Origin of the sequence: Halobacteriovorax sp. RT-1-1 (genome assembly GCF_047085455.1) — a bacterium.
Taxonomy (GTDB): Bacteria; Bdellovibrionota; Bacteriovoracia; order Bacteriovoracales; family Bacteriovoracaceae; genus Halobacteriovorax_A.
This window is the reverse complement of record NZ_JBKIXZ010000001.1, coordinates 308,994-333,776: the sequence shown is the minus strand read 5'-3', so window position 1 is coordinate 333,776 and position 24,783 is coordinate 308,994. Positions and strand designations below refer to the sequence as shown.

Here is a 24,783-nt window from a genome sequence, read left to right as displayed (position 1 = left end):
GTATGAAAAATATTGTTCTTTTTATTACATTCTTACTCATGGCCCGTTATTCATTTGGAATGATGAAGGCCCTTAATATTGCAGCAACAGGGATGGCCACTCAGGAGATGCACGTTAACACAATCTCTAACAACGTCGCTAACTTAAATACAATTGGGTACAAGAAGCAAAGAGCTGAATCTGAAGATCTTATGTATGAAACAATTACAGAAGCTGGATCACGTTCGGATGCAAACTCAAATTACACAGTAGGTGTACAAGTAGGTTCAGGATCGAAAATTAGTGGTGTCCGAAAAGTATTTTCGGCCGGTGCACCAAAAATCACAAATAACCCATTTGATCTAATGATCAATGGTGATGGCTTCTTTGGAATCATTAAACCAAATGGACAAATTGTTTATACAAGAGATGGTGCATTCAATGTAAATGCACAAGGACAACTTGTTTCTAAACAGGGTTACCAAGTATTTCCAGGAATTACATTTCCACCAGGTGTAGCATCTGTAAGTATCGGAAACGATGGAAACGTTGAAGCATACTTCAATGGTCAAGTTGAACCACAAGTTGTTGGTCAAATTCCAGTATTCACATTTGTAAATAACCCAGGCCTACACAATGATGGTGGGAACTTCTATCGTCAAACAACAGCAAGTGGACAACCAATTCAAGGAATTGCAGGAACAAATAATGCAGGTTCAATGCAACAAGGTGCACTTGAAATGGCAAATGTTAGTCTTATGAATGAAATGACAGATCTTATCAAGGCCCAAAGGGCATATGAAATGAACTCAAAAGTAATGGGAGTAGCAGATCAAATGCTACAAACAGTAAACAATATTACAAGATAATAGGAAGTTGAGAGAGAGTGTTTAAACTAATTCTTCTAACATTTATAACAAGCTTTTCTTATGCGAACTCTTGCGAGATTTCTCTGGCACAAAAGAATTATCGTGTCGAAAACTCTGAGATTCCATATGAATCACAAAATTGTAACCGTTCTCAACTAGAGATCTTAAACGAAATGCTTATCTCTGCACGTGGAAACTTCTATTTGAATCACAGCAGAGACCTAAAGCAGAATGACATAAATCTACTGACAAAAGATTCCGTCATTATCGATTTGGAAGATATTGTAAAAACTCAGTTTACAATTCAAGACGATTGGAAAGTTAATTTCAAATCACGATCTCCTATTAAAACTCTTCAAACAGATAACCTTACAACAATTGAGCTCATGTGCAATGAGTGTAACAAGCTTGGTCATAATAAACTTAAAGTATCTGTTGATGGCGTAGCTAAGTGGTTTGAAATAATTGTTCAAAAGCCTATTAAAGCTATTGTTGCAAAAAATGAAATTGGTCTTAACTTTAAATCAATCAACACAAATAATGTTGAAGAGAAGACAATTTATACAACAGATGAAAAAGCTGTATTCAAAAACTTAGAAGAGATAGCATTTTATAAATCTAATAAAATTATCTCTCCGGGTGAAACAATTAATAAGAGAGACTTATCCCCTATTAACCTAGTCTCTTTTGGCGTTCCAGTGAAAGTCATACTTAACACCAATGGTATCAAACTGACAGGACAAGCTCTTCCAATGTCAACAGGCAAGCTACAAGATTTTATCAAAGTGAAAAACATAAAAACAAATAAAGTATTCACAGCGAAAGTAATTGGACTCAATGAAGTGAAGGTAGATTTATGAGAAAAATTTTATTTTTAACATTAGCACTATTAACAACATCTTGTGCTAACTACATTAACAAAATGTACAACGAGCTTGACGGGGTTAACCAAAGAGAGCTTGAACAAAAAAGAGCAAATGTTGATAATACATTTGACCAATATCGAAACTCTTACCCTGACAGAAGGAAGACTTCTTCAAATACGCCAAATATGACACCTCAGGTACAAAGAAAGTACAGCAACAATCAAATAGCAGCACAACCAAAAAGAGTAACCGCTAATAGCTTCCATGATCAAGGAAACACCGGTAGCCTTTGGGCCGGAAACGGAAATGAGAACTATCTATTTACTAAAAACAAGTGGAAGAGAAATGGTGATATTATTTTAGTAAATGTGCAAACTCGTCTTAAAAATGACATCACGATGGAACTTAAAAGAGCTTTCCCTCCAGTACCTTCTCTTGGTGGACAAACTCCAGAAAGTACAACACAGGCTACAACACCAGGTCAGGCCCAAGCTAACACAACTGCTGAAGAGGGCGAAGACATGAGTGCATCTAACAAAGTTCACGACAAAATCTCAGGAGTAATTGTCGAAGAGATTAGCCGTGACCACTTACTTGTTCGCGGTCAAAAAAATGTTTTATTTAAAAATCGTAAACACCTTGTTGAGTTACAAGCATTAATATCGCGTAAAGATATTAATGAAGACGACACAATTGATTCAACAAAATTCTTAGAAAGCTCTGTAACGGTATTGAGGTAATTGATGTTTAAAAAGTTAATCTTTGGTCTTATTCTTCTATCTTTTGGAACACATATTGAAGCCAAAATGAGCCGTTTAAAAGATCTTGTCGATGTTAAAGGCGTAAGAAACAATCCGATCGTTGGCTACGGTTTAGTCGTAGGATTAAATGGAACTGGTGATGGTGGTGGTGAAGTAACTAATACATCTCTAAAGCGTATGTTCCAAAAGCTTGGACTTAACCCACAAAATGAAATTAGTTCAAAGAATGTAGCTGCCGTAATTGTTACAGCTGAACTTCCGTCTTTTAGTAGAGTTGGTCAAAAAATGGATGTTAAAGTTTCATCTATTGGTGATGCTTCTTCATTAGCAGGTGGAACACTTCTTATCACTCCTCTTAAAGGTGGTGATGGAAACGTATATGCTGTAGCAAATGGATCAATTTCAATTGGTGGTTTAGAAAACGGTAAAAAATTTGCTACGACAGGACTTATTCCTCAAGGAGCAATTGTTGAGCGCGAGCTACAATTAGATTTTGATAAGAAGAAATCACTGCGATTAGCACTGAAAAGTCCAGACTTCACAACAGCTGCTAGAATTGAAAAAACAATTAATCAAGAGCTAGGTGGAAAATATGCCATAGCAAAGGACTCAAATACTGTTGATATTATTGTACCAATACAGTACCAAAGAAAAATTGTACAACTTCTAGCAATCATCGAAAACTTTAAAGTTCATACGGATCGCATTGCGAAGATTATCATCAATGAGAGAACAGGTACAATTGTAGCTGGTGGAGATATTGCAGTTAAAGCTGTTGCAATTTCTCATGGTGGTTTAAATATTCAAGTAAATGACAAAAAGAAAGATACGAGTGAAGGAAATGTACGACTAGTTGACAAGACTACTACACTAAATGATCTCGTTAAAAGCTTGAATGCATTGGGGGCCACACCTGAAGATCTGATTTCGATTTTTCAAGCACTTAAGAGAAACGGTGCCCTAGTTGGAGAAATTGAGCTAATTTAACTTTCAATGTCAAATAGCATTTTTTACCATTTTTTTAGGCTAGGTATAAAAAAACTAAAAAAAATGTTAAAATATTAATGATAATGGGCTTTTCAAGGATTGAGCGGCCAGAAACTCAGGATGAGTATTATGAATGAAATCAAAATTCATAGACCACAAATTCAAAACAGAAATGCACAAAATTCTGTTCGTCCTGTAAATTCTGAAAACTATATTCCTGAAGAGATCAAAGGTGCTGCCCAAGGGCTTGAAGCACAATTTAACGAGTTAATGGTTAAAGAAATGACTAAGTCACTTAACAGTGGCGTACAAAGTACAGCAGGTAATTTCTATAACGGTCTAATTACAAGTGAACGTGCTAAAGCACTTGTTAAAGAAGACAGCCAAATACAGAAGATGATTTTGAATGAGATTTATCCAAAGCATATGAGGAATGAACAAAATTATCAGAATTATTTGGACAATAAAAATAAGTATGCACAGAACCAAATTCGCATTGAAGAGGGACCAACTCAACCTTCTCAAGGAATAGCAATGAAGCAGGCAAAACAAATTGGAGTAAAGTATGAGTAGTGTAACAAATACGAGATCAAGTTTCTTTCCAAATGCTAAGACTACGGCCGATAGATCGCAAGAGATCCAAAAGCAAGCTCCAGTTCAAAGAAATACGATCGCTCAAAAAGCTTACATCGATAACCAAACAAGAAATGATGCCAGAGTTTCTATTCCAGATGCTGTAAAAGACTTTGCTCACATCAAGAAAGCTGTTGATGCAGCTCCCGAGATTGATAACTCTGCAAAAATTGCTGCACTTAAAGCGCAAATCCAAGGTGGTAACTACAAAATGGATTACGACAAAATGGCAGACAAAATTCTTGGGGAAGAGTTCGGAGTATAATGAAAACGCAACTAGCTACATATTACTTTCAAATCACAGATATCTGGAAGTCACAGTGTGAACTTCACTACAAGCTATTTGACTTAACTTGTGATGAATACGCTCTCCTACTTGATAGCAAGATAGATGAACTAGAAGAAAAGGTTGCTGAAAAGTCAGGAATCATTTCAAAAATAGAAGTAAATGAAAAAGCAAGAAATCAAATTCTTGCAAATATTCAAAGGGATTATAAAGAATTAAAAATTAATTCGATTACAGATCTAATTGATTTTTTCTCAAAGTTTGAAGCTGAAAAAGAAGGAAAACATCTTTTTCGATTCAATGGTCTTTTGGTTGATATCATTGAAAAAATTCAAACTCAAAACAAGAAGAACCAATTATTTATTAACAAAGCGCTAAACTCTCTTCGCGAGATTAGAGAAAGTGCAATGGGTACTAAGACAGTATCTACATATAATGCCAAGGGTATCACTCAGCAAAGATCGCTTGAGCGAAATCCTTAATTGGAGCTTATTTGTCTACACGTCTGTTAAACATTGCGAATACAGGACTTAACGCCTCTAAAAAATCACTAGAGGTGACGTCGCATAATATTTCCAATGCAAATACAGAAGGCTACTCTCGTCAACGTGTTCACCAACAATCAAATATGCCACTGATCAAAGATGGTTTAATTACTGGTAGTGGTACAAGAATTAAAAGTATTAATCGTGTTCACGATAAATTCGTTGAAAGAAAATTACGAGATAGTCAAAGTAGTGAATCGTACTACAATAACAGAGCTGAACAAATGAGTCGCGTTGAAGATATCTTTAACGAAATTGATAATGAAGGATTAAATCAAATCCTTAACAATTTCTTCAACTCTTTTCGTGATCTTGCGAATCAACCAGAAAACGAAACAGTACGTTCCGTTGTACGTGACAAAGCTCAACTAATCGTAAAAGACTTTAGAAGAATTGCAGAGACTCTAGATGAAATCTCTAAGAGTATTGATGATAAAATTGCAATCTCTGTTAAGGATGCAAATCAACATATTGATTCGATTGCACTTCTAAACAGAAAAATTAGAGAACTTGAAGCAACGGGTGATGAAACTGGAGATCTTCGAGATCAGCGAGATGTATCTGTAAAAGAACTATCGAAAATTATTAAAATTCATACTTATCAAGATGAGCGTGGAAATTATAACGTACAATCTCCAGGGGTTGGTACACTTGTTACTGCTGCCCAAGCACAAAAACTTGGAACATATGTATTTGGTAAAGATGAATCAACAAATGGCCAAGATGGTTCAATGGAAATCTTCTGGGAAAGCCGCTCAGGTCAACAGATCACAGAAAAGTTCCAAGGTGGATCTCTAGGTGCAGTTATTAAAGTTCGTAATAACGACATCAAGCAATTAAAAGAAAAACTAGATCAGACAGCTTATGATTTCATGAATTATGTTAATGCTATCCATAGAAGAGGATATGTGAATCGTGAAATTCAAACAGATGCTAATGGAAACCCAGCTGCAATGGATAATAAAGGTCCAACAACTGGTAATAATTTTTTCTCTACACCAATGAAAATAGAAGGTGCTGCACTTAACATTGATTTAAGTGATGCTATTAAATCAGATATATCTAATATCGCAACGGCACTATCACCAAATAGCCCCGGGGATAACCGTGTTGCCATTGCAATTTCTAAGCTACAACACGAAAGATTAATGGCCGGTGGAACAGCAACATTAGAAGAAGATTATCTTAAAACTGTTGGTAGTGTCGGACTTGAAACTGGTAAGGCAAAACTCGATGCTGAACAATCTGAGGGACTTCTTGCACAAGCTAATTCTATTCGCGAAAGAATTAGTGGTGTTTCAATCGATGAAGAAGCGGCAAATATGATTAAGTACCAGCACGCGTACGAAGCTGCTGCTAAAGTAATGAAAACTGCAAATGAAATGTTTGATACTGTTTTATCAATTAAGCAGTAATTAGGATTATTGAAAAATGACTAGAGTGTCAGAAAATTCAACGACTCTTTCAATTAGGCATACGCTTAACAAGCACAAGTCTAAGATGGAAGACCTGCAAATGAAGGGAACGACTCTTAAGAGTATGCGTAAACCTTCAGATAATCCTGCAGCAAATATTGAAGCACTTCAAATCTCAAGTGTTACTAAAGATAATTCTCAATTTAAGAGAAATGCAGACTTTGCACTTCTTCAATTAAATATCACAGAGAAAGCTCTCGAAAACTTAACAGATATTCTTGGAAAGGCTAAAGAGATTGCAATTGCACAGTCTTCAGATATTTATAATGAAGATGTGAGAAATAATGTTGCAAACGAAGTTCACCAACTTCGAAACCTTGCCCTATCGATTGCTAACAAACGAGTAGGACAGCGCTATATTTTCTCTGGCTTTAAAACTCTCGATACTCCATTTAATGAAAATGGTGAGTACAAGGGAGATAATGGTCATATCACTCTTGAGGTGGGTAAAGACTTCTTCGTTCAGGTTAACCTGCACGGCAAGGAAGTTTTTATGGCCGAATCAGAAACAGATTCACAAGTTAAGCATCCTCTGGAGAAATTTCCCGAGATGGCAGATTCACGAGAAAAAAGTAAAAATCGTGAAATTATGTCCGATGAAAATAACCGAGAGATTGCATCAGCACCAATCAGTGAAGATGCTGGAAAATATAAAGAATCGGCCAATATTTTTGGACTACTCGATTCTCTAGCTATCTCTCTAGAAAATAATGACCCTGATCAAATTCAAAATCTTTTAGAAAAATTTGATACAGCGGTAACACGTCTCGTTACATTGCGAACACGTGTAGGTTCAGTTGCAAGTTCAGTTATGGCCAACGTGAACTCGATTGAAGCAAATAATATCGACAATATGGAAAGAAAGAGCAAGCTCGTCGATGCAGATGTAACTGAGTTATTCTCAGACATTACGCGTCAACAAGAGATCTTAAAAACAGCGTACAAAACTTCCGAGGGGCTCTTAAACAAGAACCTATTGGACTTTCTACGCTAACACGCTGCTGCTACTTTTTTTTTATTTAGTTGATTTTTTACTTGATTTTTAAAGTTATGAATAATATATGAACCATTACCTGATGAATCAGGACGGTTCAAAATTGAGGATGTGAAATGCTGGTTTTAACAAGGAAGCTAGGGGAAAGTATAGCGATCGACGATCATATTAAGATTGTCGTTGTGCAAATTAAAGGCAAACAAGTTCGTCTTGGTATAAAGGCCCCAAAAGAAACGAAAATTCACCGCGAAGAAGTCTATAAAGCTATCCAGGAACAAAATTACGAAGCTTCCCAAGCTGGCCCAGAAAGTCTGAGTGACTTAACGGATGCGCTGCGCAACAAGAAATAAATTCCGCTTGCTCTTTTGCCCCTACGGCTGCTAAAATCTGTTATCAAGTTCTTTAACTTGAATTCGGAGGAACGACAGTGAAAGTAAGCACAACACGATTTGGGGAATTAGAAGTAAACAATAAAGATATCATCAAGTTCGAAGAAGGTATTCTTGGTTTTGAAAACCTTAAGGATTTCTTTGTTGTTGATCCAGGCGATCAAACTCTAATCCTATGGCTACAATCAACTGATGACGGTGCAACAGCATTCCCAATCATTGAGCCAAAAATTTTTAAAGATGATTATTCAATAAGCCTACTACCGGCTGAGCTAAATAGCCTAAAACTAGAAAACCTTTCTAATGCAAGCGTTTATACAATCCTAACGATTCCTACGGATGTAACTCAAATGTCTGCAAACCTTAAGGCACCAATCATTATTAACAATGATTCACATAAAGCTCGTCAAATTGTTCTTCAAGACAACAAGCTTGAAGTTAAATTTGAAATGTACAATGCATTAAAAAAGTCGATCATGAATTTCCACTCTGATGATTCAGTTCGTACAAATGTAAGTGTTGCTACTGAGCCAACTGTTGTTGAGCAATCTTCTTCAACAGAAACTTCAGTTGATCACTCAGCAGAAGCTTAATTCAATTTCCCAAAAAGAAATCATATAAAAGAAAAGCACCAGTAATGGTGCTTTTTTTATTTTTAAATTTTAGATAATTTTAAAGAGTTGTTTCAGTTGCGTTCTTTGCAAAGTTTAAATACATTTGCGCTTCACTATTAAGAGGATCAACAGAGATTACCTTTTCCCATTCACTTGTCGCACTTAGGATATCCCCTTTACCATAGTGTAGAACACCTAGAGCAATTCTACCTGGAAGATAGTCAGGTCTTTCATTCTTTAGATTTGATAGCTCTTCAAAAGATTTATTAACGAAGCCTTTCTTCGCATAAACCTTGGCCATCTTTACTCTAGCTTCTAGATTTGAAGGATCGAGCTTAAGAACCTTTCCATATTCAAATAATGCTTCATCGTAGCGATTATAAGTTAAATATAGATCAGCAAGTTCATAGTGCTTAATAGCAAATTTCCTATCGATATGATTATCGTTAAGTTCAGCACTCTTCGAGTTTACTTTAACTTTCTGAGAAGCAATCTGAAAAATCTTACTCGCCTCTTCATATTGACCAATATCATTGTAGAGAACTGATAAACTTACTGCCGCATCTGTATGATCCGGTCTTACTTCTAAAACCTTTTTAAAAGCTTTAATTGCTTTTGATATCTCACCTGTTAAGTGAAAAATATTAGCGATATTAAAAAGTGCATCAGCATCTTTAGCATCAATTTCTAAAAGCTCGTTATAGATTGAAATCGCTTTATTATATTCACGATTTTCAAAAGCGACTTTTGCCTTCTTTGATAATTTTTCTTGTTCAAAAGATTTCATCATGGTGAAAGTCCCCTATTCTAAACACTTTTTAACATCTTTCTTTAAATTAGAAAGATCTTTGTCTTTGTATAAGTAGCGATAATTTTTAAAAACTAATTCACATAGGTCTGGTCTAATACCTTTTAGACCAATAGTGACAAGGCGATCACTCGCAAGTCTTTTCACTTCATCATCGTTAAACTGTGCAAGTAATTGTTCATAACGGAAAGAAGCCGATTGCCAGTCTTTAGTTTTGTAATAAAAATTAGCAATATATAATTCTTTGTCCTTAATCATTTTATAACATTCATCAATCTTTTCTCTGGCATCTTTTAGATATTCGGATTGTGGATATAGGCTTCTTAATTCATTGAAGTACTTAATTGCTTGTTTCGCTGGAGTTAGGTCACGATCAAAAGTTGATGGCTTTTGCTTATAATATGCTTCGGCAATTTTGAAAGTCACATAATCCATTTTAGGGTGCTTAGGATGGAAATCCTTAAACAATAAGTAAGCGGCTGCAGCTTCTTCATAATTTTCTTGTTTATAAAGAATATCTGCCTGCATTAATTCTGCAGAAGTTGCATAGTAACTATATGGGTATTGAGATTTGATTTTATTAAGTTTTTCTAGCGCCATGATATAGCGTTCAGATTTTACTAATCTCTCTGCTTCTTTGTAGAGAACCTCTGCTTCAGTACTTCCTTGCGGACGATTAACTGCGCATGATGTCATCAGTAGAATAAATATGATTGAAATGAGTTTGTGCACATTGCCCCCTATAGAGGCAATTCTAGCACTTTCTAGCAAGGCCCGTCAAAGCTAATAACGCTCTTCGTATACGTCCTTAAGCATCTGATTTATAAGTAATTTTACTGCTGCCGCAAGAGGTATTGAAATGATCATTCCTGTGATCCCTAATAACTGTGAACCAAGGATAACACTAACAACAACAAGTACTGGGTGTAGGTCTACAATCTTCGATACTAGAAGTGGAAATACAATCGCAATATCAATAACATTAGCGACTAAATAAAGGATAAGGGCTCCACCAAAGTGAGTTCCCATTCCATATTCAGCTGCGATGAAAATAAATGCAGGAATAGCACCAAATACTGGCCCTAAATAAGGAATAATATTTGTTACCGCAGCCAGTAAGCCGAATAAAAGAGAAAATCTAATATCGAGAAAAAATAGGCCCGTAAAAATTATTATTCCAAGAATACTGGCCTCAATTACTTTTGCTAAAATATAATCACCAATCTGGCGATTAAATTGAAACGATAGGTGATAAAGTTTTTCAAAGTACTTGTTTGGCAGAAGCCTTGTTATACGCTCTCTAAAATTTCTCATATCCTTCAATGTGAAAAATAAAAATAAAGGAACGATGAAAATCAACTCTAAAGCCGAGCCTAGATACTTCGGTACAAGTAGAACAAAAGCACTGAATTCATCTTTTATAAAATTCATTGATTGAAGAAGATATCCACTACTTAAGTGGTAGCCTGTTCGCTCCGCTACAAATGCCTGTAGTTGCGAATAGAGTGACTTAAGAAAGCTTTCTACTTTTGGAATATATACTTCTAGATTATTAACTTCGCTAACCATTAAAGGTGTTACCTTTACAATTGGATAGATTGTTAAAAAAAGAAGTAAAATAACAACAAGTGCTGACGATGCAGTTCGATTAATTCCAAACCTTTCAAAAAACAACAGAAGTGGATTTAGAATTAAGGTAAGTACATAACAAACTAAAAGTGGCGTTGCGACTCGCGGAAATACAAAGAAAAGTATCATCGAAGAGATGACAAATAATCCAAAAATAATGGCCCTTAGGCGATCATTACTAGTCATTCTTAGCGATCTCTTCTTTTAAATTAACAACTTCATCTTTAAGATGAGAATTTTCAACTTTAAGTTTTCTAATCTCACGGGCCAGGATATGAAGCTTCTTAACAACAAGCTCACTCATTGCTTGTAAAAATTTTGAAGACAATGCAGGTCTCTCAGAAATCATTAATTGAACATCAGGTTTAAAAATTCCTAATAGCTCTAATGGTTCTACCGCAGTGGCCGTAACAGATCTCTTATGGCCATCTTCAAGTAGGCCAATCTCACCCATGTAATCTTTACGATCAAGATTTGTTACATGAAATTTCTTTCCGTTTCTCTCAGTTGACAGCTCAACTCGCCCTGAAACAATAATATAAAAACCTATACCGAAGTCTCCTTCCTTGAAGATAACTTCACCCTTTTCATATGTTCTTCTGTGAAAATATTTGGCCAACTGGAATAATTCAAACTCCCCTAGACTTCTTAGGATAACAGTATCTCTTAATAAGTAAGGTATCGTTACCTTGTTACTTTTTATGAGAGGATTGATTGACCACAAAAACTTAATGAGATTAATATCGATGCGATCTTCTTTTGAATACTTTTCAGTCATATCCAGCCTTTAATAGAATTCAATATTTTCAGCTTTCACCCAGCCCTTAGCTTCGCTCGGCCAATAGATAAAAAACCAACTGTCATTTTTCTTTGAAGTGATGACTCTAAGTCCTTCCTTTGCAATTTGATTATGTTCAAATATTGAAGATGGCCCTTCATAGACATCAGTGTTCTTCATTACAATGGCATTTTTATAACTACCTTTCAAATACACATTGTTAAAAATTATTGGAGTTAAAGCGATAAGAAAGCAGATAAAAATAATGGCCTTATGCAGCTTTGTCTTAAGATTCATTATTAAAGTAACAATCAAAAGAACCAACGATAAACTTACAAAATAAGTGCCAGGAATATCCATTGCTTTAGCAATGAAGTTACTATCCTGACTCACAAGGTCATATTGCGATTTAATATAATTGATATTATTAGTGACTAGTTTGTCTTGTTGACCTAGTTGATATGATTTTTCCAAGTTTAAACGGGCCGCGCCAATATCTTCCAACTTGAGATATGCAGTGCCCAAATTATAGAAATATTGTGCGTCGACAAATAAATCTTTGTTCTTAATCAACAAATTCTTATAGCCCTCATAATCTTTATTTTTATAAAGGTCTTCTAATTCTTTTAGTGGATTTCCTGTGCTAGTATCTGACATAAACTTATTATCTAATTGGCTTGTAGCGTTTGCAAGTGAGTGATAATTCTACCACATAAAAAGAGGTTGGATATGGAATACGGCGTAAGAAATAACGAAATAAATGATCAGTTTGATAAACTATTTTCTTCAATTCTTAAAGAACAAAAAAACTTCATGGAAGTTCGTGGACCAGAAGAAGGTAAAAAGCACTTAGTTGAAGATACTTTAAAAATATATAATCAAGAAAGAGGGAAAGGTATTTACTTTAATTACGTTTCATCTGGACGTGGACATGGCCCTTTCTCAGAACTTATTGATGGATCAGTTAAATATGATTTAATTGGTGGAATTGGACCGAATCTTCTTGGTCACTCTCACCCTATTTATATTAAAGCTCACCTAGAAGCAGCTCTTGGTGACACGGTAATGTGTGGAAACCTACAACCATATCCACAGGCCATTGAGTTAACAAGTAATCTACTTAAAGCTGTAGAAGGTAGTAAGTTAAAGCATTTTTGGTTTACTGGTTCTGGAAGTTTTGCAAACGATCTTGCTCTTAAACTAGTTTGGCAAAAGAAAGACCCTGCTTACAGAGTAATTGCTTTTACTAAAGCATTTGCAGGACGTTCTGTAGCAACACAAGATATCACTCATAATGCTAGTTACCGCCAAGGTATGCCAAAATCTCTTGATGTTGATCATGTTCCACACTTTGATCAAAACAACCCGGAAGAATCATTAAAAAATACTTTAGCTGCACTTGAAGAAGTAACAACAAAATACCCAAATCAACACTGTGCACTTATGTTAGAGATTATTCAGGGTGAAGGTGGATTTATCTTCGGTCCTAAAGAATATTATGAAGAGATTTTTAAATGGGCCAAAAAGAAAGGTATTTATATTTGGGTCGACGAAGTTCAAACTTTTGGGCGTACTCACGAGCTATTTGCTTTCCAAACAATGGGACTAGATCAATATGTTGATATTGTTTCTGTTGGTAAGGCCCTACAAGTATGTGGAGTACTTTTCAGTGAAGAACTAAACCCTAAACCAGGATTAATTGCTGGAACGTTTAACGGATCGGTTTCAGCGCTTTCAACTGGAAGTCGATTGATTAAATATTTAACTGAAGGAAATTTCTACGGTGAAAATGGAAGAATTAAAGAGCTTGAACATAAATTCATTTCTAAGCTTACTCACCTAATGAAAAATTCGTGCCAAGATAAAATTACTTATGTTGGTGGTATTGGAACAATGATCGCATTTGAAGTTGGTGACTCATCAACTGAAACAGTATCAAACTTTGTTAAAAAATTATTTGATAACGGAATTATTGCATTTATGGCAGGAAAAGAGCCGACTAGAGTTCGTTTACTACTGCCTCTAGCAATGACTGATGAACATATTGATGACATTATTACAATTATTGAATCAACCATACTTGAACAAATTAAATAGAAATAAATAGGAAGACTAGATGTTTAAGATTAGACCCGTAAGAGCAGATGACTTAGAAGACTTGTATGACCTTTCAGGTCTCTATACATTTATTAACCTTCCCCCAGACAAAGAAATTATCAGTTCAAAAATTGATAGTTCACTAAGATCTTTCAAACAAAAAAGCGATAATCTTTCTAAAGATCATTATATTTTTGTTCTGGAAGATCTTGAATCACAACGTGTAATTGGATGTTCTATGATTCACGCAAGACACGGTGATGAAGAAGAGCCACACTTCTACTTAAAAGTGGGACAAGAAAATAAGTTTTCAGAATCAATCAATACTGGCTTTATTCACGGTACCTTAAAGCTTGGATATGATACAGATGGGCCGACTGAAATTGGAGGCTTAATCCTAGATCCAACTTATCGTGGAAATCCTTTTAAACTAGGTAAAGTTCTTTCTTTCTGTCGCTTTCTTTATATGGGTCTTAATAGAGATCGATTTAAAGAAACAATACATTCGGAACTAATGCCACCGTTTGACGCTGACGGGAAGTCACCTCTTTGGGAAGCGATTGGAAGACGCTTTCTAAACATGGAGTATCATGACGCTGATGTTCTTAGTAGAAAGAACAAAGAGTTTATTCTAAGCCTATTTCCTTCTGGAACAATCTACGAAACACTCTTACCTATTGAAGCAAGAGATGCTGTAGGTAAAGTTGGTGCAGACACTGAACCTGTTAAAAGAATGCTTGAATCAATAGGATTTAAATACACTCATGAAGTTGATCCATTCGATGGTGGCCCTCACTATCGTTGTCAACTCGATGACATCAAACCAGTAAAGACAATTCAACAAGCGCAAATCAAGAAAGGTAAAACAAGTTCACCTAAATTTTACTTAGTCCTTTTGGACAATGAAGAATTTGAAGTTGTTTGTCTAAAAGGTAGTTTAAATAATGATATACTAACTGTAGAAGAACCATCTTCATTTGGATTAGATGATGGTGCAGTTAAAACAATAATGGCGATCTAGGAGAAGAAATGTTTCAACTAAAAGGATCTTTTTATAATAACGAATTTGTTAAGTTTGATGACTCGGCAAATTTGAGAAATGACAGAACTATTTCACGTGAATGTCCAAGTGATACAACGAAAACACTTTGGAGCTTAAACGTAAATTATGCACATATTGATGAGCTTATCGATTCTGCTCACAAAGGATTTCAAACTTGGAGAAATACTTCAATTGAAGAAAGAATTGAAGCTCTAAGAAGATATCAGGAAGTTCTTAAAACGAAACAAGAACAAATTGCGACAGCAATTGCACTTGAAGTAGGTAAGCCACTCTGGGAAGCAAGAACTGAAGCTGCTGCTCTAATTGCAAAAGTAGATGTTACGATATCAGCATCTCTTCCTAGAATCGAAACTAAAAATATGGAAGGAATTGCACCTGGTACAAATGCACATATTTACTTCAAGCCAGTTGGACCAAGCTTCATCATCGGTCCTTTTAACTTTCCATGTCACTTAGCAAACGGACAAATTACAGCAAACTTAATCTCTGGTAACTCAATTATTTTTAAGCCAAGTGAGAAGACATGCTACTCAGCACAATTAATGTTTGAGTGTCTTGCTGAAGCGAAGTTTCCAATGGGTGTCGTAAACCTTGTACAAGGTGACGGAGAAGTAGCCAGAAGAATTATCAAGGATAAAAGAATTAAGGGTATCTTCTTTACTGGTTCAAAAGAAGTTGGTCAAAAGATTCTTGAAACAACTCATACTGATCTTTCTAAATTAGTGTCACTTGAGCTAGGTGGAAAAAATACATCTATTATCGATGAAACAGCTGACCTTGATTATGCTATTGAAGAGCTACTTACAGGATCATACTTAACAGCTGGACAGCGTTGTACTTCAACTGGACTAGTTGCAATTCATGATTCAATCAAAGATGAATTCATCTCTCGCTTTCATGATCTAGCAAAGAGAATTATTGTCGACCACCCAATTGACCACAAGATTGAACCATTTATGGGCCCTCTAATCGATCAAGCTTCACTAGATCAGTATCTACTATTTATGGGCATGGCAAAAAGAGAAGGCTTACAAGAAGTAATGCGTGGAAAGCAATTAGAGAGAGAAACTCCAGGTTACTATGTTTCTCCGTCAATACACTATGCTGATAAGTTAATTCCAAAGAGTCACTTCCTTGCAAATGAGATCTTTGGTCCTAACGTTACATTTGTTGGTTATAGTGATTTTGATGAAGCGATTAATATTGCAAACTCAACAGAGTATGGACTGGCCGCTTCAGTATTCACGAAAGATCATGCACGTTTTAAACACGCTGTTAATAATATTGATGCTGGTTTAGTAAACCTTAATCGCGCAACAGTTGGAGCACACTCTAAACTTCCATTTGGTGGTGTAAAAAACTCTGGGAACTATCGTCCAGCAGCAGTTGCTACTGTTGATCACTGTGTATACCAACTTGCTACACTCGAGATTGATTCTCCAAGTGCAAGCGGGAATATTAAAGGCCTAGCTGATTAATAATGTTTCTTATTAACGAGGACGCCTGTCGAAGAATTCTTTGACAGGTCTCTTCGGTTCTTTCTTTCTTGCTCAAGATCGACTACCGAATTCTTTGCATATAAATCTAAAACTTCACGACTCTTTAATCTCGTATATACGGCCTTAAATTTCTCTTTCTGATCAAGAATAAAAGTACTCGTTTCAACAGGCTTAGCACCAGGATGCACTTTTCCTGCTTCAAATTTAACCTTAGTCACAAATTGATTAATAAACTGATCAACACGAGGACCAGTAACAATCTCTTCATCAGCTTGAATTGAATGGGTATCAGAAGCTTCAAAGCGCTCAGGAAAGGGAATAACCTTAGCAAGGCCATGTGGTGAATAAGAAATTTTATCACCGCGATTATGACCTAGTAATAAATCCGTAAGTGCATCTTTTGCAGACGCATCACCAAGAGTCGTTAAATCAGAGACCTCCTCTGGTGTTAACACTCTTAATAAATTACGAATAAGGTTATTTTGAGTCATCATAGTCGTTATTTTACCTCAATATCTGAGTATGCTTGTCGGTTTTTGAAAAAAAAAATTTAGTAATTTTAATTGAGATTCAATAAATTCAAGTACTTACTAAAAACTAAATATTTTTCCCATAAAAGAAAATATTTACAATTTGAAAAAACGAGTTTATAAAATTAACTACTTAAGATTGCTGGGATGTGGCGCAGCGGTAGCGCAGTAGACTGTTAATCTATTGGTCGCGAGTTCGAATCTCGCCATCCCAGCCATTCTTTTGTATCCGCTTTAAATCCCCCAAATATTCATATTAAACGAATTAACATCATAAGAATTTATCTTATCTTGATATAGTGTTATATCTGTAATGAATTTTTACTTACGGATTTCTTATGAACACTTTTAATCATTTCATTGAAAACAACAATGCCTTTAAAGAATCATACCTAGAAGGTTTAGCACTATATCGTGAAGATGCTTCTGCGAACGAAGATGAAAATGAGCTTCTCTCACAAAGGTTTCAAAGCTTTTATAAAGAGGCCATCTTTTCGGATAAGCTTAATGACTACTCCAACCTTAATTTCTATTGGTTCAATCTAATAGAGGCACTTATTGAGATCATTTCTTATCATAGCGAATTTGAAGTTGGTGGTGAATTCGAAATGAGTGAATCTGAAGATGCAATTTTTAACTTCTGGCATGACAGTAACTTGGCCAAAGTTTTTTTAAATTCATTAAATGATTCAAAAGACCTGTTAGCTGAGTCCAAAAAACTAGTAACAATTTTAGAAGAGAATATTATTGCTTTCTTCAAGATTCACATTGATGAGAATATTGACAGCGAATTAACTTATTTGAATGTACCTGAACTCGGTGATGATAATTTATCAGCTTATCAAAATGGTCAAAGAATTATTTTTGATAATTTAGAAGATAAGGTTTTGGCAAAGCTGAATAGCTCATCACAAAAGAAGCCAGCAATTATTTCTAAAATAGATGATTTAAATATAATTTTCTATTCCGAATTAGAAGAAACAGCTCAGGAGATGACGATAAAAATTGAAAAAGCTTATCGTCGCCTTCAAAAATACACACCAGAGCTTTTTGAAGTATTCAAAGAGTTTACACAAAACATTATTCCAATTCGAGAAAAAGGAATAGTTAGCTACTCAATGCAAACTCTTCCTGGATACTCGTCAATTAACACATATGATCGCGATGATATGGACTTAATGGATGATCTACTTCATGAAAATGGTCACCACGTTTTAAACAGCTATCTTAATCAAGAGGAGCTTTTAGAAGAGCTTGAAGAAAAAATATACTACAGTCCATGGAGACGCGCCCTAAGGCCGATTAGGGGCATTTATCACGCTTATATGACGTTTTATTGGGCCCTTGAACTATTCTCATCACTTTCACGACTTGAAGAACATGATTTCTCTAATGCTGAGTTTAGCAAGATTCAAGAACGTGCTATTGAAGAATACTATATGCTTCAATTCTGTGAACTAGATCTAGAGAAAGCCTACAGAGAAGAGATCATCTCTCCTGAAGGATATGAAGTATATTTACAATTCAAATCAATGGTTAATTCTCACAGGGATCATATATTTTCTCTAGAGAAGAGCTTAAATTCTAGTGCTGTAGAAGAACTTAAAAATGAACTTCTAACAGCACGAAATGAATATTATTAATTATAATTTTGAAATTTTTGATTTTAGTGCCTGCATCTCATTTGCGGGCATTAACTCACCTTGAGAAGTTGCTATTGGCATCCCCTTCTCAATAACACTTAAACAATCATCATATTTTTTTTGTTTAAATAAAATCTTTGATTTAAGAAGATACGCAACTGAGTACTTAGGATTTTCATTTAAGACAATCTCAATATGCCCCATGGCCTTATCAAACTTATCATTACTAAAATGAATATCGGCTAGGCCATAGTTGGCAACGACATCATTTTCGTCAATGGCCAAAACTTTATTAAACATATCAAAACGTCGAGCTCTGTCTTCTTTTTCCGCACGCTCACGCTCTTCTTGTTCTTTTTTAAATTTAGCCTCATCACCAAATCGCTTGAATGAAGCAACTGTCGCAAGAGACTTCTCTTCTTCAGCTTCTTCAATCTTACCTAACTTCATCAGATAGAGAGACTTGTTTGTGTGGGCCATAACAGAATTTTCATCAACTTTTAGGAGTTGATCCATTACATCAATGGCCTTCTGATGATCACCACTATTACCTAAAATAACGCCCTTTGATTCATAGGCATCAGCATAATGAGGATTGAAGCTTATTACCATATCAAGTAATTCGATAGCTTTTTCGACTTCTTTCTTATGGTATAGACTTACCGCCTTATTAAAAAACACTTCACTTAAACCATCCGTAGATAAATTCTCTATCGGATATGTTTTGATCTTCATGTTAGAATCGATATCAAGATCATTGATTAAGAAATCACGAGGTGCTTTAACACTATAAAAGAACATACCTTGCTCTTCATATGAACTAAGAATTTTTAACTTTTTTCCTTCTGCACTTAACTCATCACCCTCAAGTTTGATTCTTGATTCAACTAAAACAGGAAAGCGAGCAGCTCCACGACGAGATTCTATTTTAGCAGCAGTTTCCTGTCCTAAAAAACAACCTTTCTTATAGCTTACAGCGTACTCATTCAATCTCGTTTCATTCACGAGATCCTTTTGAGTAATATTTAAGTTAAAAATAGGCCAAGCTGATAATGTAATAAGCTTATCTAATAATTCTTTAGAAATAGTTGATTCAACTGCCTTATCAGTTAAACCAATATAAGCCTGTCCATCAAATATAGTTACTGGGACAAAGTCGTCTTTCTTATGTGTTGAAATAGTTGCGACTTTGTTTAATTCTTTAATTTCGATGTCTTCCATAATGATGAACTTCTCAAGCTCTTCTATCGTGGCCTGAGCAAGATCATTATTAACAACTAGGTAGTATCTATCTGCATTATTAATTAAGTAGAAAAAAGAATACACTCGACCTGTACGATCTAAGCGACAGGCCAGAGATGCCCTATTTACAACTTCATTTAAGTCAACAGTTAACTGACGCTGAAGATAGTCCTTCGTCTCGTTACCAATAAATGCATAGACCTTATGATCTTCAAATGAAAATTGATTATCATAAAAAAAGAAATTACTTAAAACTTGAGCGGTCATTAACTAAACACTAAAGCTTTCACCACAACCACAAGTATTCTTTGCATTTGGGTTTTCAAAAACAAAACCTTTACCATTAAGGCCGTCTTTAAAATCTAAAGTAATACCACTTAAGTAGATCGATGACTTTGGATCCACGAGAATCCTTACACCATCTAGTTCAATAATATTGTCTGACTCTTTAGGAGCATCAAAATCAATATTATAAGAAAGACCTGAACAACCTCCACCAATAACTCCAAGGCGTAAGCCGAAGTCTTGAGTCGATCGATCCTCACTTTCGAAAATATTTTTTATTTGTGCAACTGCTTTTGGCGTCACATTTAATAACTCGTTCATATAAACCTCTAATATTACGTAGGTAATAATGACCAATAACTGAATTATATCACATTGATGATATACTTTATATAGGAGCAAGAAACAATGTCTATCTCATTGATTATTAAGAGCGGTGAAAATAAAGCAAAGGTTCTTATTAAACCTAAATTAAGCTTTGGACGCTCTAAGTCGTCTGTTGATATTTCAATCGATGACTCTAAAATTTCATCAAAACATCTAGAAATTACTTATCATAATAAGGAAATAATTGTTAAGGATCTAGGATCGACAAACGGTACCTATATTAACAATAAAAAATTAATAGATGAGCAGCGTCTCTATATTTATGAAACGGTACGTATTGGAAATTGCATAATCTGTATTGATCTAAACGACTTAACTGATATTGAGTATAAATTTTTAACAAAGCCAGTAGACGCTAATGAGATCTCTCATAATAGTACTCAAACATCTACTGTGCTATCTGATCAAACCGGATTTTTGGCCCTAAACCAATTATCACTTGAAAAACAGAAGTTAAGAGCCGAAATTAATAAGAAACAGCCTATTCAAAAAGTTAGAAAGAAAGCCGCAAAAAAGAAAAAACCTGAGCCAGAAGACAAAACTGTCATGACTAAGATTTTAAAATTCTTCAAGTAAGCCTTCTTAATCTTTTTTTGGTACCCAAGGAATATCTTGAATATTTTCATGCTTATTTAAAAATCTAGCAACGATAAAGAAATAATCCGATAGTCGATTTAAATACTCTAAATCAATTGGATCTACATCCCCAAGCTCCACGGCTTCTCTTTCAACTTGGCGTGTTTTTGTGCGACAAATATGAACGTTAGAGGCAGCAACGCTTCCACCAGGAAGTATGAAATATTTTAAAGGATCTACTACAGAATCAAAATAATCGATTTCTCCTTCTAAATGAAGGATGTCTTCAATACTTAATTTCGGTAATTTAAAATTATCTCGGTCCTCTCTAAGCGTTGCGAAGTTAGAACCTAGAACAAAAAGATTTTCTTGAATTGATTTAAAAGTATTTTTTACTCTCGAAACATCGATGTAACAGAGCGATAGACCTACATAGCTATTAAGCTCATCAAGATTTCCATAAAGATTTATACGAGCACTTGCTTTAGATACTCGTTGGCCACCAACAAGACTAGTCTCACCTTTATCACCTGTACGAGTGTAGATCTTCGACTTCTTCATTACATATTCCTTCTGTACTTCCCACCAATTTCATAAAGAAGATTAGTGATTTGTCCAAGAGAACAATAATTAACTGTTTCAATAAGTTCAGCAAAAATATTTCCACCAGATAAAGCAACTGCTCTTAGTTTATTTAGTGCTTCATCAGATTTATCAGCATTTCTAGATTTGAAATCATTTAAACGTGAAATCTGACCTTTCTTTTCTTCGTCGCTACAACGTGAAAGTTCAATTTCTTGGTTTAACTGCTCATCAATATTGTCTGCAATATAAGTATTAACACCAATGATTGGAAGTTCACCAGTATCTTTTAGTGTCTCATAGTATAGAGACTCTTCTTGAATTTTTGATCTTTGATACATACTTTCCATTGCACCAAGAACACCACCCTTATCAGAAATTCTTTCAAATTCTGCTAAGATAGCTTCTTCAACAAGATCGGCTAACTCTTCAATTACGTAAGCTCCCTGCATAGGGTTGTCAGATTTATTTAAACCAAACTCGCGGTTAATAATCATCTGAATTGCCATTGCACGTCTTACAGACTCTTCAGTTGGAGTCGTAATCGCTTCATCATAAGCATTTGTATGAAGAGAGTTACAATTATCAGAAAGTGCAAGGTAAGCTTGTAGAGTCGTTCTAATATCATTGAAATCAATTTCTTGAGCGTGTAAAGAACGCCCTGAAGTTTGAATGTGATATTTAAATTTTTGAGACTTGTCATTTGCACCATATTTATCGCGCATTGTGATCGCCCAAATCTTTCTAGCAACACGTCCGATCACTGAGTATTCAGGATCAAGACCATTAGAGAAGAAGAAAGATAAGTTTTGAGAGAACTCATCAATATTTAATCCACGAGCTAAGTAGTACTCAACAAAAGTGAAACCATTAGCAAGAGTGAAAGCAACTTGAGTAATAGGGTTCGCGCCAGCTTCTGCAATATGGTATCCCGAAATTGAAACCGTATAGTAATTTTTAATTTTCTGCTGACAGAAATACTCTTGAACATCTCCCATCATCTTAAGTGCAAACTCAAGAGAGAAGATACATGTGTTCTGTGCCTGATCTTCTTTTAGGATATCTGCTTGTACAGTACCTCTAATTTGTTGAAGAATTGCTAGGCGTTTTTCATTATCGTAATAATCCTCACCTTTTAACTTTTGTCTTAAAGCAGTGTTTAAGTAGAAAGCTAACATAATTGGTGCAGGGCCATTAATTGTCATTGATACAGATGTATATGGATCAGATAGATCAAAGCCATCAAATAGTAATTCCATATCTTCAACTGTCGCAATCGAAACTCCGGCTTCACCAATTTTACCAAAGATATCTGGACGAAGATCTGGATCTTCTCCGTAAAGAGTTACAGAGTCAAAAGCAGTTGAAAGACGTTTCGCTTTGTCATCTTTTGAAAGGTAGTGAAAACGCTTATTCGTTCTCGCTGGGCCACCTTCTCCTGCAAACATTCTCTTTGGATCTTCATCAGTACGCTTAAATGGGAAAATCCCTGCGCCGAATGGAAAGAAGCCTGGCATATTTACATCTCTAATGAAACGGTACTGATCAACTTTAGAAGAGAATCTTGGAGTTCCTACTTTTTGAATTTCTAATCCAGAAAGTGAAGTATATTTAGTTGCAACTTTAAACTCTCGATCACGTACGTGATAAGTGAAAGTTCCGTCTTGGTATTGCTTTAAAACTGATTGAAATTGTTCAATCTCTTTTTCAACATCTTCACCAAGTTCTGCTTTAAGCTCAGCAAGCTTTGCATCAACTTCGTTACTTGGAACAATTCTACTTGTGATCTCAAGTGCTTCGATGTCACGAAGTTTTTCCATTCTAATTTCAGTTTCGTTATTATAGTCGCGAGAAGCCTTAGCGATCTCTCTTAGGTATAATGATCTCTCTGCAGGAATAATTCTCGTCTTATCATTACTTGCACGATTTGCGATGATTCCTTCTAGAGGTGCTTGGTCAAAGTCAAATGTTTGAGCAATGGCCTGAAATAAAGCATTTACACCAACATCATTAAACTTAGATGCCATTGTTCCAAAAATTGGAAGCTCTTCATCCGTCGGAGAACCTGGATGACCAGCAAACAGTTGATGATTGCGGCGATATTGCTTTCTAATATCTCTCATTGAATCTTCTGAACGAGGCTTTTCAAACTTGTTTAGAACTACAAAGTCAGCCTGTTCAAGCATCTCAATTTTTTCAAGTTGAGTTGCAGCACCATACTCAGGAGTCATTACATATACACACTTATCTGAGATCTTTGTAATCTCATCAGAAGCCTGACCAATACCTGAAGTTTCAACGATAATTAAATCGAAATCTTGTTCCTTTAAAAAGTTAACAGTCTTTTTAATTTGAGGAGAAAGCTCTGTACCAGAGTCACGTGTTGCCAGTGATCTAATATAGAAGTTTTCAAAATTAGCAGAACCAAGTCTAATACGGTCACCTAAAAGAGCACCTTGAGTTTTCTTCTTAGTTGGGTCAACTGAAATAAGTGCAACTTTCTTTTCTGGATAAAAGCGGTGAAATCTTAAAAGTGTTTCATCAATTAAAGATGACTTACCAGCACCACCTGTCCCTGTGATACCAAGAACTGGAATATTTTTATTTGAAGAAGGAATTTCAATATTGGCTCCATCTTCAATAGCAGTAATTACTTTTGCTAATTGAGTCTTTGGTAGATCCTTTGCTTTTGCATCAAGAGTGAAGCCATCAAGTGTTGAGTGAGTAGCTCTCTCGATCATATCGTCAATAATTCCCTCAAGACCTAATTTCATCCCGTCTTCAGGAGAATAGATTCTTGTGATACCTTTTTCGTGCAGGGCCTTAATTTCTTTTGGAGTGATTACACCACCACCGCCGCCAAAAATACGAACGTTAGTTGCCCCAGCTTCATCTAAAAGCTCACGTACATAAGCAAAGTATTCATTATGCCCACCTTGATAAGAACTCAAGGCAACAGCATTTGCGTCTTCGTGTAAAACAGCATCAACAACCTCTTGTGCAGAACGGTTGTGTCCAAGGTGAATAACTTCCACACCTTTTGACTGAAGAAGCCTTCTCATAATATTTATTGATACATCATGGCCATCAAATAAACTGGCCGCTGTGACAAATCTTAATTTTCTCACTCTAAACCTCTGAAATCACGTCAGGTAAAAACAATTATTTACCCAAGCTTTTTATCATTCAATATTGCTAAAGGACTATACCTAATGTATTTTAATCAGGCAAAAATCCCTTTTATGATGCGTTGAAATACGTTAAAA

At 35.4% G+C, this 24,783-nt stretch carries 26 protein-coding genes and 1 tRNA gene; 17 read left to right on the top strand and 10 right to left on the bottom strand.

The window, feature by feature from the left end; all coding sequences use genetic code 11:
- The first annotated feature begins 2 nt into the window (after positions 1-2).
- The 11 genes from flgG to fliW all read left to right on the top strand — a co-directional run bounded on the left by flgG (position 3) and on the right by fliW (position 8,377).
- Positions 3-848 (top strand): flagellar basal-body rod protein FlgG, encoded by an 846-nt coding sequence (gene flgG / locus ACMAWV_RS01685; protein ID WP_233189729.1) that lies wholly within the window; start codon positions 3-5, stop codon positions 846-848.
- Positions 849-865: 17 nt separating this feature from the next.
- Positions 866-1,708, top strand: coding sequence for a flagellar basal body P-ring formation chaperone FlgA (gene flgA, locus ACMAWV_RS01680; RefSeq protein WP_103218690.1), 843 nt, complete (start codon positions 866-868; stop codon positions 1,706-1,708).
- Complete coding sequence (locus ACMAWV_RS01675) at positions 1,705-2,454, top strand: flagellar basal body L-ring protein FlgH (RefSeq protein WP_412470519.1); 750 nt, start codon at positions 1,705-1,707, stop codon at positions 2,452-2,454. Before flgA ends, ACMAWV_RS01675 begins: the two co-directional genes overlap by 4 nt.
- A 3-nt stretch (positions 2,455-2,457) precedes the next feature.
- Positions 2,458-3,462 carry a flagellar basal body P-ring protein FlgI gene (locus ACMAWV_RS01670; RefSeq protein ID WP_103218688.1) on the top strand — a complete coding sequence of 335 codons (1,005 nt, stop codon included), beginning with the start codon at positions 2,458-2,460 and terminating at the stop codon, positions 3,460-3,462.
- A 129-nt stretch (positions 3,463-3,591) separates the two neighbouring features.
- The gene (locus ACMAWV_RS01665; protein ID WP_103218687.1) at positions 3,592-4,035 is read left to right on the top strand and encodes a hypothetical protein; all 444 of its coding nucleotides are present in this window, start codon (positions 3,592-3,594) and stop codon (positions 4,033-4,035) included.
- The gene (flgM, locus tag ACMAWV_RS01660; RefSeq protein WP_103218686.1) at positions 4,028-4,360 is read left to right on the top strand and encodes a flagellar biosynthesis anti-sigma factor FlgM; all 333 of its coding nucleotides are present in this window, start codon (positions 4,028-4,030) and stop codon (positions 4,358-4,360) included. The genes ACMAWV_RS01665 and flgM overlap by 8 nt, the downstream gene beginning before the upstream one ends.
- Positions 4,360-4,863 (top strand): flagellar protein FlgN, encoded by a 504-nt coding sequence (locus ACMAWV_RS01655; protein WP_103218685.1) that lies wholly within the window; start codon positions 4,360-4,362, stop codon positions 4,861-4,863. Before flgM ends, ACMAWV_RS01655 begins: the two co-directional genes overlap by 1 nt.
- Before the next feature lie 11 nt (positions 4,864-4,874).
- Entirely contained in the window at positions 4,875-6,341 is a 1,467-nt protein-coding gene (gene flgK, locus ACMAWV_RS01650; protein ID WP_158246917.1) for a flagellar hook-associated protein FlgK, read from the top strand.
- 16 nt (positions 6,342-6,357) lie between these two features.
- Entirely contained in the window at positions 6,358-7,395 is a 1,038-nt protein-coding gene (flgL, locus tag ACMAWV_RS01645) for a flagellar hook-associated protein FlgL (protein ID WP_103218683.1), read from the top strand.
- Between the two features lie 116 nt (positions 7,396-7,511).
- Positions 7,512-7,745, top strand: coding sequence for a carbon storage regulator CsrA (gene csrA, locus ACMAWV_RS01640; protein WP_021267493.1), 234 nt, complete (start codon positions 7,512-7,514; stop codon positions 7,743-7,745).
- Positions 7,746-7,822: 77 nt separating this feature from the next.
- Positions 7,823-8,377 (top strand): flagellar assembly protein FliW, encoded by a 555-nt coding sequence (fliW, locus tag ACMAWV_RS01635; protein ID WP_103218682.1) that lies wholly within the window; start codon positions 7,823-7,825, stop codon positions 8,375-8,377.
- A gap of 79 nt (positions 8,378-8,456) precedes the next feature.
- Here the strand turns inward: fliW and ACMAWV_RS01630 are convergent, their stop codons facing one another.
- The 5 genes from ACMAWV_RS01630 to ACMAWV_RS01610 are packed head-to-tail and all read right to left on the bottom strand — an operon-like array spanning position 8,457 to position 12,270.
- Complete coding sequence (locus ACMAWV_RS01630) at positions 8,457-9,188, bottom strand: tetratricopeptide repeat protein (RefSeq protein ID WP_103218681.1); 732 nt, start codon at positions 9,186-9,188, stop codon at positions 8,457-8,459.
- Between the two features lie 12 nt (positions 9,189-9,200).
- Entirely contained in the window at positions 9,201-9,938 is a 738-nt protein-coding gene (gene bamD, locus ACMAWV_RS01625) for an outer membrane protein assembly factor BamD (protein WP_103218680.1), read from the bottom strand.
- A 51-nt stretch (positions 9,939-9,989) separates the two neighbouring features.
- Positions 9,990-11,021 carry an AI-2E family transporter gene (locus tag ACMAWV_RS01620; protein ID WP_103218679.1) on the bottom strand — a complete coding sequence of 344 codons (1,032 nt, stop codon included), beginning with the start codon at positions 11,019-11,021 and terminating at the stop codon, positions 9,990-9,992.
- A complete protein-coding gene (locus ACMAWV_RS01615) occupies positions 11,014-11,613 on the bottom strand; it encodes a cyclic nucleotide-binding domain-containing protein (RefSeq protein WP_103218678.1) in 600 nt (199 codons plus the stop codon). The genes ACMAWV_RS01620 and ACMAWV_RS01615 overlap by 8 nt, the downstream gene beginning before the upstream one ends.
- Before the next feature lie 9 nt (positions 11,614-11,622).
- Entirely contained in the window at positions 11,623-12,270 is a 648-nt protein-coding gene (locus ACMAWV_RS01610) for a tetratricopeptide repeat protein (RefSeq protein ID WP_103218677.1), read from the bottom strand.
- Between the two features lie 72 nt (positions 12,271-12,342).
- Here ACMAWV_RS01610 and ACMAWV_RS01605 point away from each other — a divergent pair, with 72 nt between their 5' ends.
- Genes ACMAWV_RS01605 through ACMAWV_RS01595 form a run of 3 tightly spaced genes read left to right on the top strand, consistent with a single transcriptional unit; the run spans position 12,343 to position 16,251 of the window.
- On the top strand, positions 12,343-13,710 hold the full coding sequence (locus ACMAWV_RS01605; protein ID WP_103218676.1) for an aminotransferase class III-fold pyridoxal phosphate-dependent enzyme: 1,368 nt from the start codon (positions 12,343-12,345) through the stop codon (positions 13,708-13,710).
- A 19-nt stretch (positions 13,711-13,729) separates the two neighbouring features.
- Positions 13,730-14,731: an arginine N-succinyltransferase gene (locus tag ACMAWV_RS01600; protein ID WP_103218675.1), complete on the top strand. Its 1,002-nt coding sequence runs from the start codon at positions 13,730-13,732 to the stop codon at positions 14,729-14,731.
- Positions 14,732-14,739: 8 nt separating this feature from the next.
- Entirely contained in the window at positions 14,740-16,251 is a 1,512-nt protein-coding gene (locus ACMAWV_RS01595) for an aldehyde dehydrogenase family protein (protein ID WP_412470518.1), read from the top strand.
- Here the strand turns inward: ACMAWV_RS01595 and ACMAWV_RS01590 are convergent.
- A complete protein-coding gene (locus ACMAWV_RS01590; RefSeq protein WP_412470517.1) occupies positions 16,248-16,766 on the bottom strand; it encodes a hypothetical protein in 519 nt (172 codons plus the stop codon). The genes ACMAWV_RS01595 and ACMAWV_RS01590 overlap by 4 nt on opposite strands.
- 179 nt (positions 16,767-16,945) lie before the next feature.
- Between ACMAWV_RS01590 and ACMAWV_RS01585 the strand changes: the two genes are divergently transcribed.
- Both ACMAWV_RS01585 and ACMAWV_RS01580 read left to right on the top strand, forming a co-directional pair.
- Positions 16,946-17,020, top strand: a tRNA-Asn gene (locus ACMAWV_RS01585).
- A 120-nt stretch (positions 17,021-17,140) separates the two neighbouring features.
- Entirely contained in the window at positions 17,141-18,445 is a 1,305-nt protein-coding gene (locus ACMAWV_RS01580; RefSeq protein WP_412470516.1) for an aKG-HExxH-type peptide beta-hydroxylase, read from the top strand.
- Here ACMAWV_RS01580 and ACMAWV_RS01575 read toward each other — a convergent pair whose 3' ends face one another.
- On the bottom strand, positions 18,446-19,954 hold the full coding sequence (locus ACMAWV_RS01575; RefSeq protein ID WP_412470515.1) for a CDC27 family protein: 1,509 nt from the start codon (positions 19,952-19,954) through the stop codon (positions 18,446-18,448).
- Positions 19,955-19,957: 3 nt separating this feature from the next.
- The gene (locus ACMAWV_RS01570) at positions 19,958-20,293 is read right to left on the bottom strand and encodes a HesB/IscA family protein (RefSeq protein WP_103218670.1); all 336 of its coding nucleotides are present in this window, start codon (positions 20,291-20,293) and stop codon (positions 19,958-19,960) included.
- Between the two features lie 87 nt (positions 20,294-20,380).
- Between ACMAWV_RS01570 and ACMAWV_RS01565 the strand changes: the two genes are divergently transcribed.
- Positions 20,381-20,935 (top strand): FHA domain-containing protein, encoded by a 555-nt coding sequence (locus ACMAWV_RS01565; protein ID WP_412470514.1) that lies wholly within the window; start codon positions 20,381-20,383, stop codon positions 20,933-20,935.
- 6 nt (positions 20,936-20,941) lie between these two features.
- Here the strand turns inward: ACMAWV_RS01565 and ACMAWV_RS01560 are convergent, their stop codons facing one another.
- On the bottom strand, positions 20,942-21,496 hold the full coding sequence (locus ACMAWV_RS01560) for a cob(I)yrinic acid a,c-diamide adenosyltransferase (protein WP_103218668.1): 555 nt from the start codon (positions 21,494-21,496) through the stop codon (positions 20,942-20,944).
- Positions 21,496-24,645 carry a fused isobutyryl-CoA mutase/GTPase IcmF gene (gene icmF, locus ACMAWV_RS01555; RefSeq protein WP_412470513.1) on the bottom strand — a complete coding sequence of 1,050 codons (3,150 nt, stop codon included), beginning with the start codon at positions 24,643-24,645 and terminating at the stop codon, positions 21,496-21,498. Before icmF ends, ACMAWV_RS01560 begins: the two co-directional genes overlap by 1 nt.
- Between the last annotated feature and the right edge of the window lie 138 nt (positions 24,646-24,783).

Bases quoted from the DNA above. Each gene is read 5' to 3' on its own strand.
- ACMAWV_RS01630 (WP_103218681.1), bottom strand. From the start codon at position 9,188: ATGATGAAATCTTTTGAACAAGAAAAATTATCAAAGAAGGCAAAAGTC.
- ACMAWV_RS01580 (WP_412470516.1), top strand. From the start codon at position 17,141: ATGAACACTTTTAATCATTTCATTGAAAACAACAATGCCTTTAAAGAA.
- ACMAWV_RS01600 (WP_103218675.1), top strand. From the start codon at position 13,730: ATGTTTAAGATTAGACCCGTAAGAGCAGATGACTTAGAAGACTTGTAT.
- ACMAWV_RS01590 (WP_412470517.1), bottom strand. From the start codon at position 16,766: ATGATGACTCAAAATAACCTTATTCGTAATTTATTAAGAGTGTTAACA.
- flgM (WP_103218686.1), top strand. From the start codon at position 4,028: ATGAGTAGTGTAACAAATACGAGATCAAGTTTCTTTCCAAATGCTAAG.
- ACMAWV_RS01595 (WP_412470518.1), top strand. From the start codon at position 14,740: ATGTTTCAACTAAAAGGATCTTTTTATAATAACGAATTTGTTAAGTTT.
- ACMAWV_RS01675 (WP_412470519.1), top strand. From the start codon at position 1,705: ATGAGAAAAATTTTATTTTTAACATTAGCACTATTAACAACATCTTGT.
- ACMAWV_RS01655 (WP_103218685.1), top strand. From the start codon at position 4,360: ATGAAAACGCAACTAGCTACATATTACTTTCAAATCACAGATATCTGG.
- ACMAWV_RS01665 (WP_103218687.1), top strand. From the start codon at position 3,592: ATGAATGAAATCAAAATTCATAGACCACAAATTCAAAACAGAAATGCA.
- ACMAWV_RS01670 (WP_103218688.1), top strand. From the start codon at position 2,458: ATGTTTAAAAAGTTAATCTTTGGTCTTATTCTTCTATCTTTTGGAACA.
- ACMAWV_RS01575 (WP_412470515.1), bottom strand. From the start codon at position 19,954: ATGACCGCTCAAGTTTTAAGTAATTTCTTTTTTTATGATAATCAATTT.
- ACMAWV_RS01560 (WP_103218668.1), bottom strand. From the start codon at position 21,496: ATGAAGAAGTCGAAGATCTACACTCGTACAGGTGATAAAGGTGAGACT.
- ACMAWV_RS01615 (WP_103218678.1), bottom strand. From the start codon at position 11,613: ATGACTGAAAAGTATTCAAAAGAAGATCGCATCGATATTAATCTCATT.
- ACMAWV_RS01565 (WP_412470514.1), top strand. From the start codon at position 20,381: ATGTCTATCTCATTGATTATTAAGAGCGGTGAAAATAAAGCAAAGGTT.
- ACMAWV_RS01620 (WP_103218679.1), bottom strand. From the start codon at position 11,021: ATGACTAGTAATGATCGCCTAAGGGCCATTATTTTTGGATTATTTGTC.
- ACMAWV_RS01610 (WP_103218677.1), bottom strand. From the start codon at position 12,270: ATGTCAGATACTAGCACAGGAAATCCACTAAAAGAATTAGAAGACCTT.
- flgG (WP_233189729.1), top strand. From the start codon at position 3: ATGAAAAATATTGTTCTTTTTATTACATTCTTACTCATGGCCCGTTAT.
- ACMAWV_RS01605 (WP_103218676.1), top strand. From the start codon at position 12,343: ATGGAATACGGCGTAAGAAATAACGAAATAAATGATCAGTTTGATAAA.
- ACMAWV_RS01570 (WP_103218670.1), bottom strand. From the start codon at position 20,293: ATGAACGAGTTATTAAATGTGACGCCAAAAGCAGTTGCACAAATAAAA.
- csrA (WP_021267493.1), top strand. From the start codon at position 7,512: ATGCTGGTTTTAACAAGGAAGCTAGGGGAAAGTATAGCGATCGACGAT.
- flgL (WP_103218683.1), top strand. From the start codon at position 6,358: ATGACTAGAGTGTCAGAAAATTCAACGACTCTTTCAATTAGGCATACG.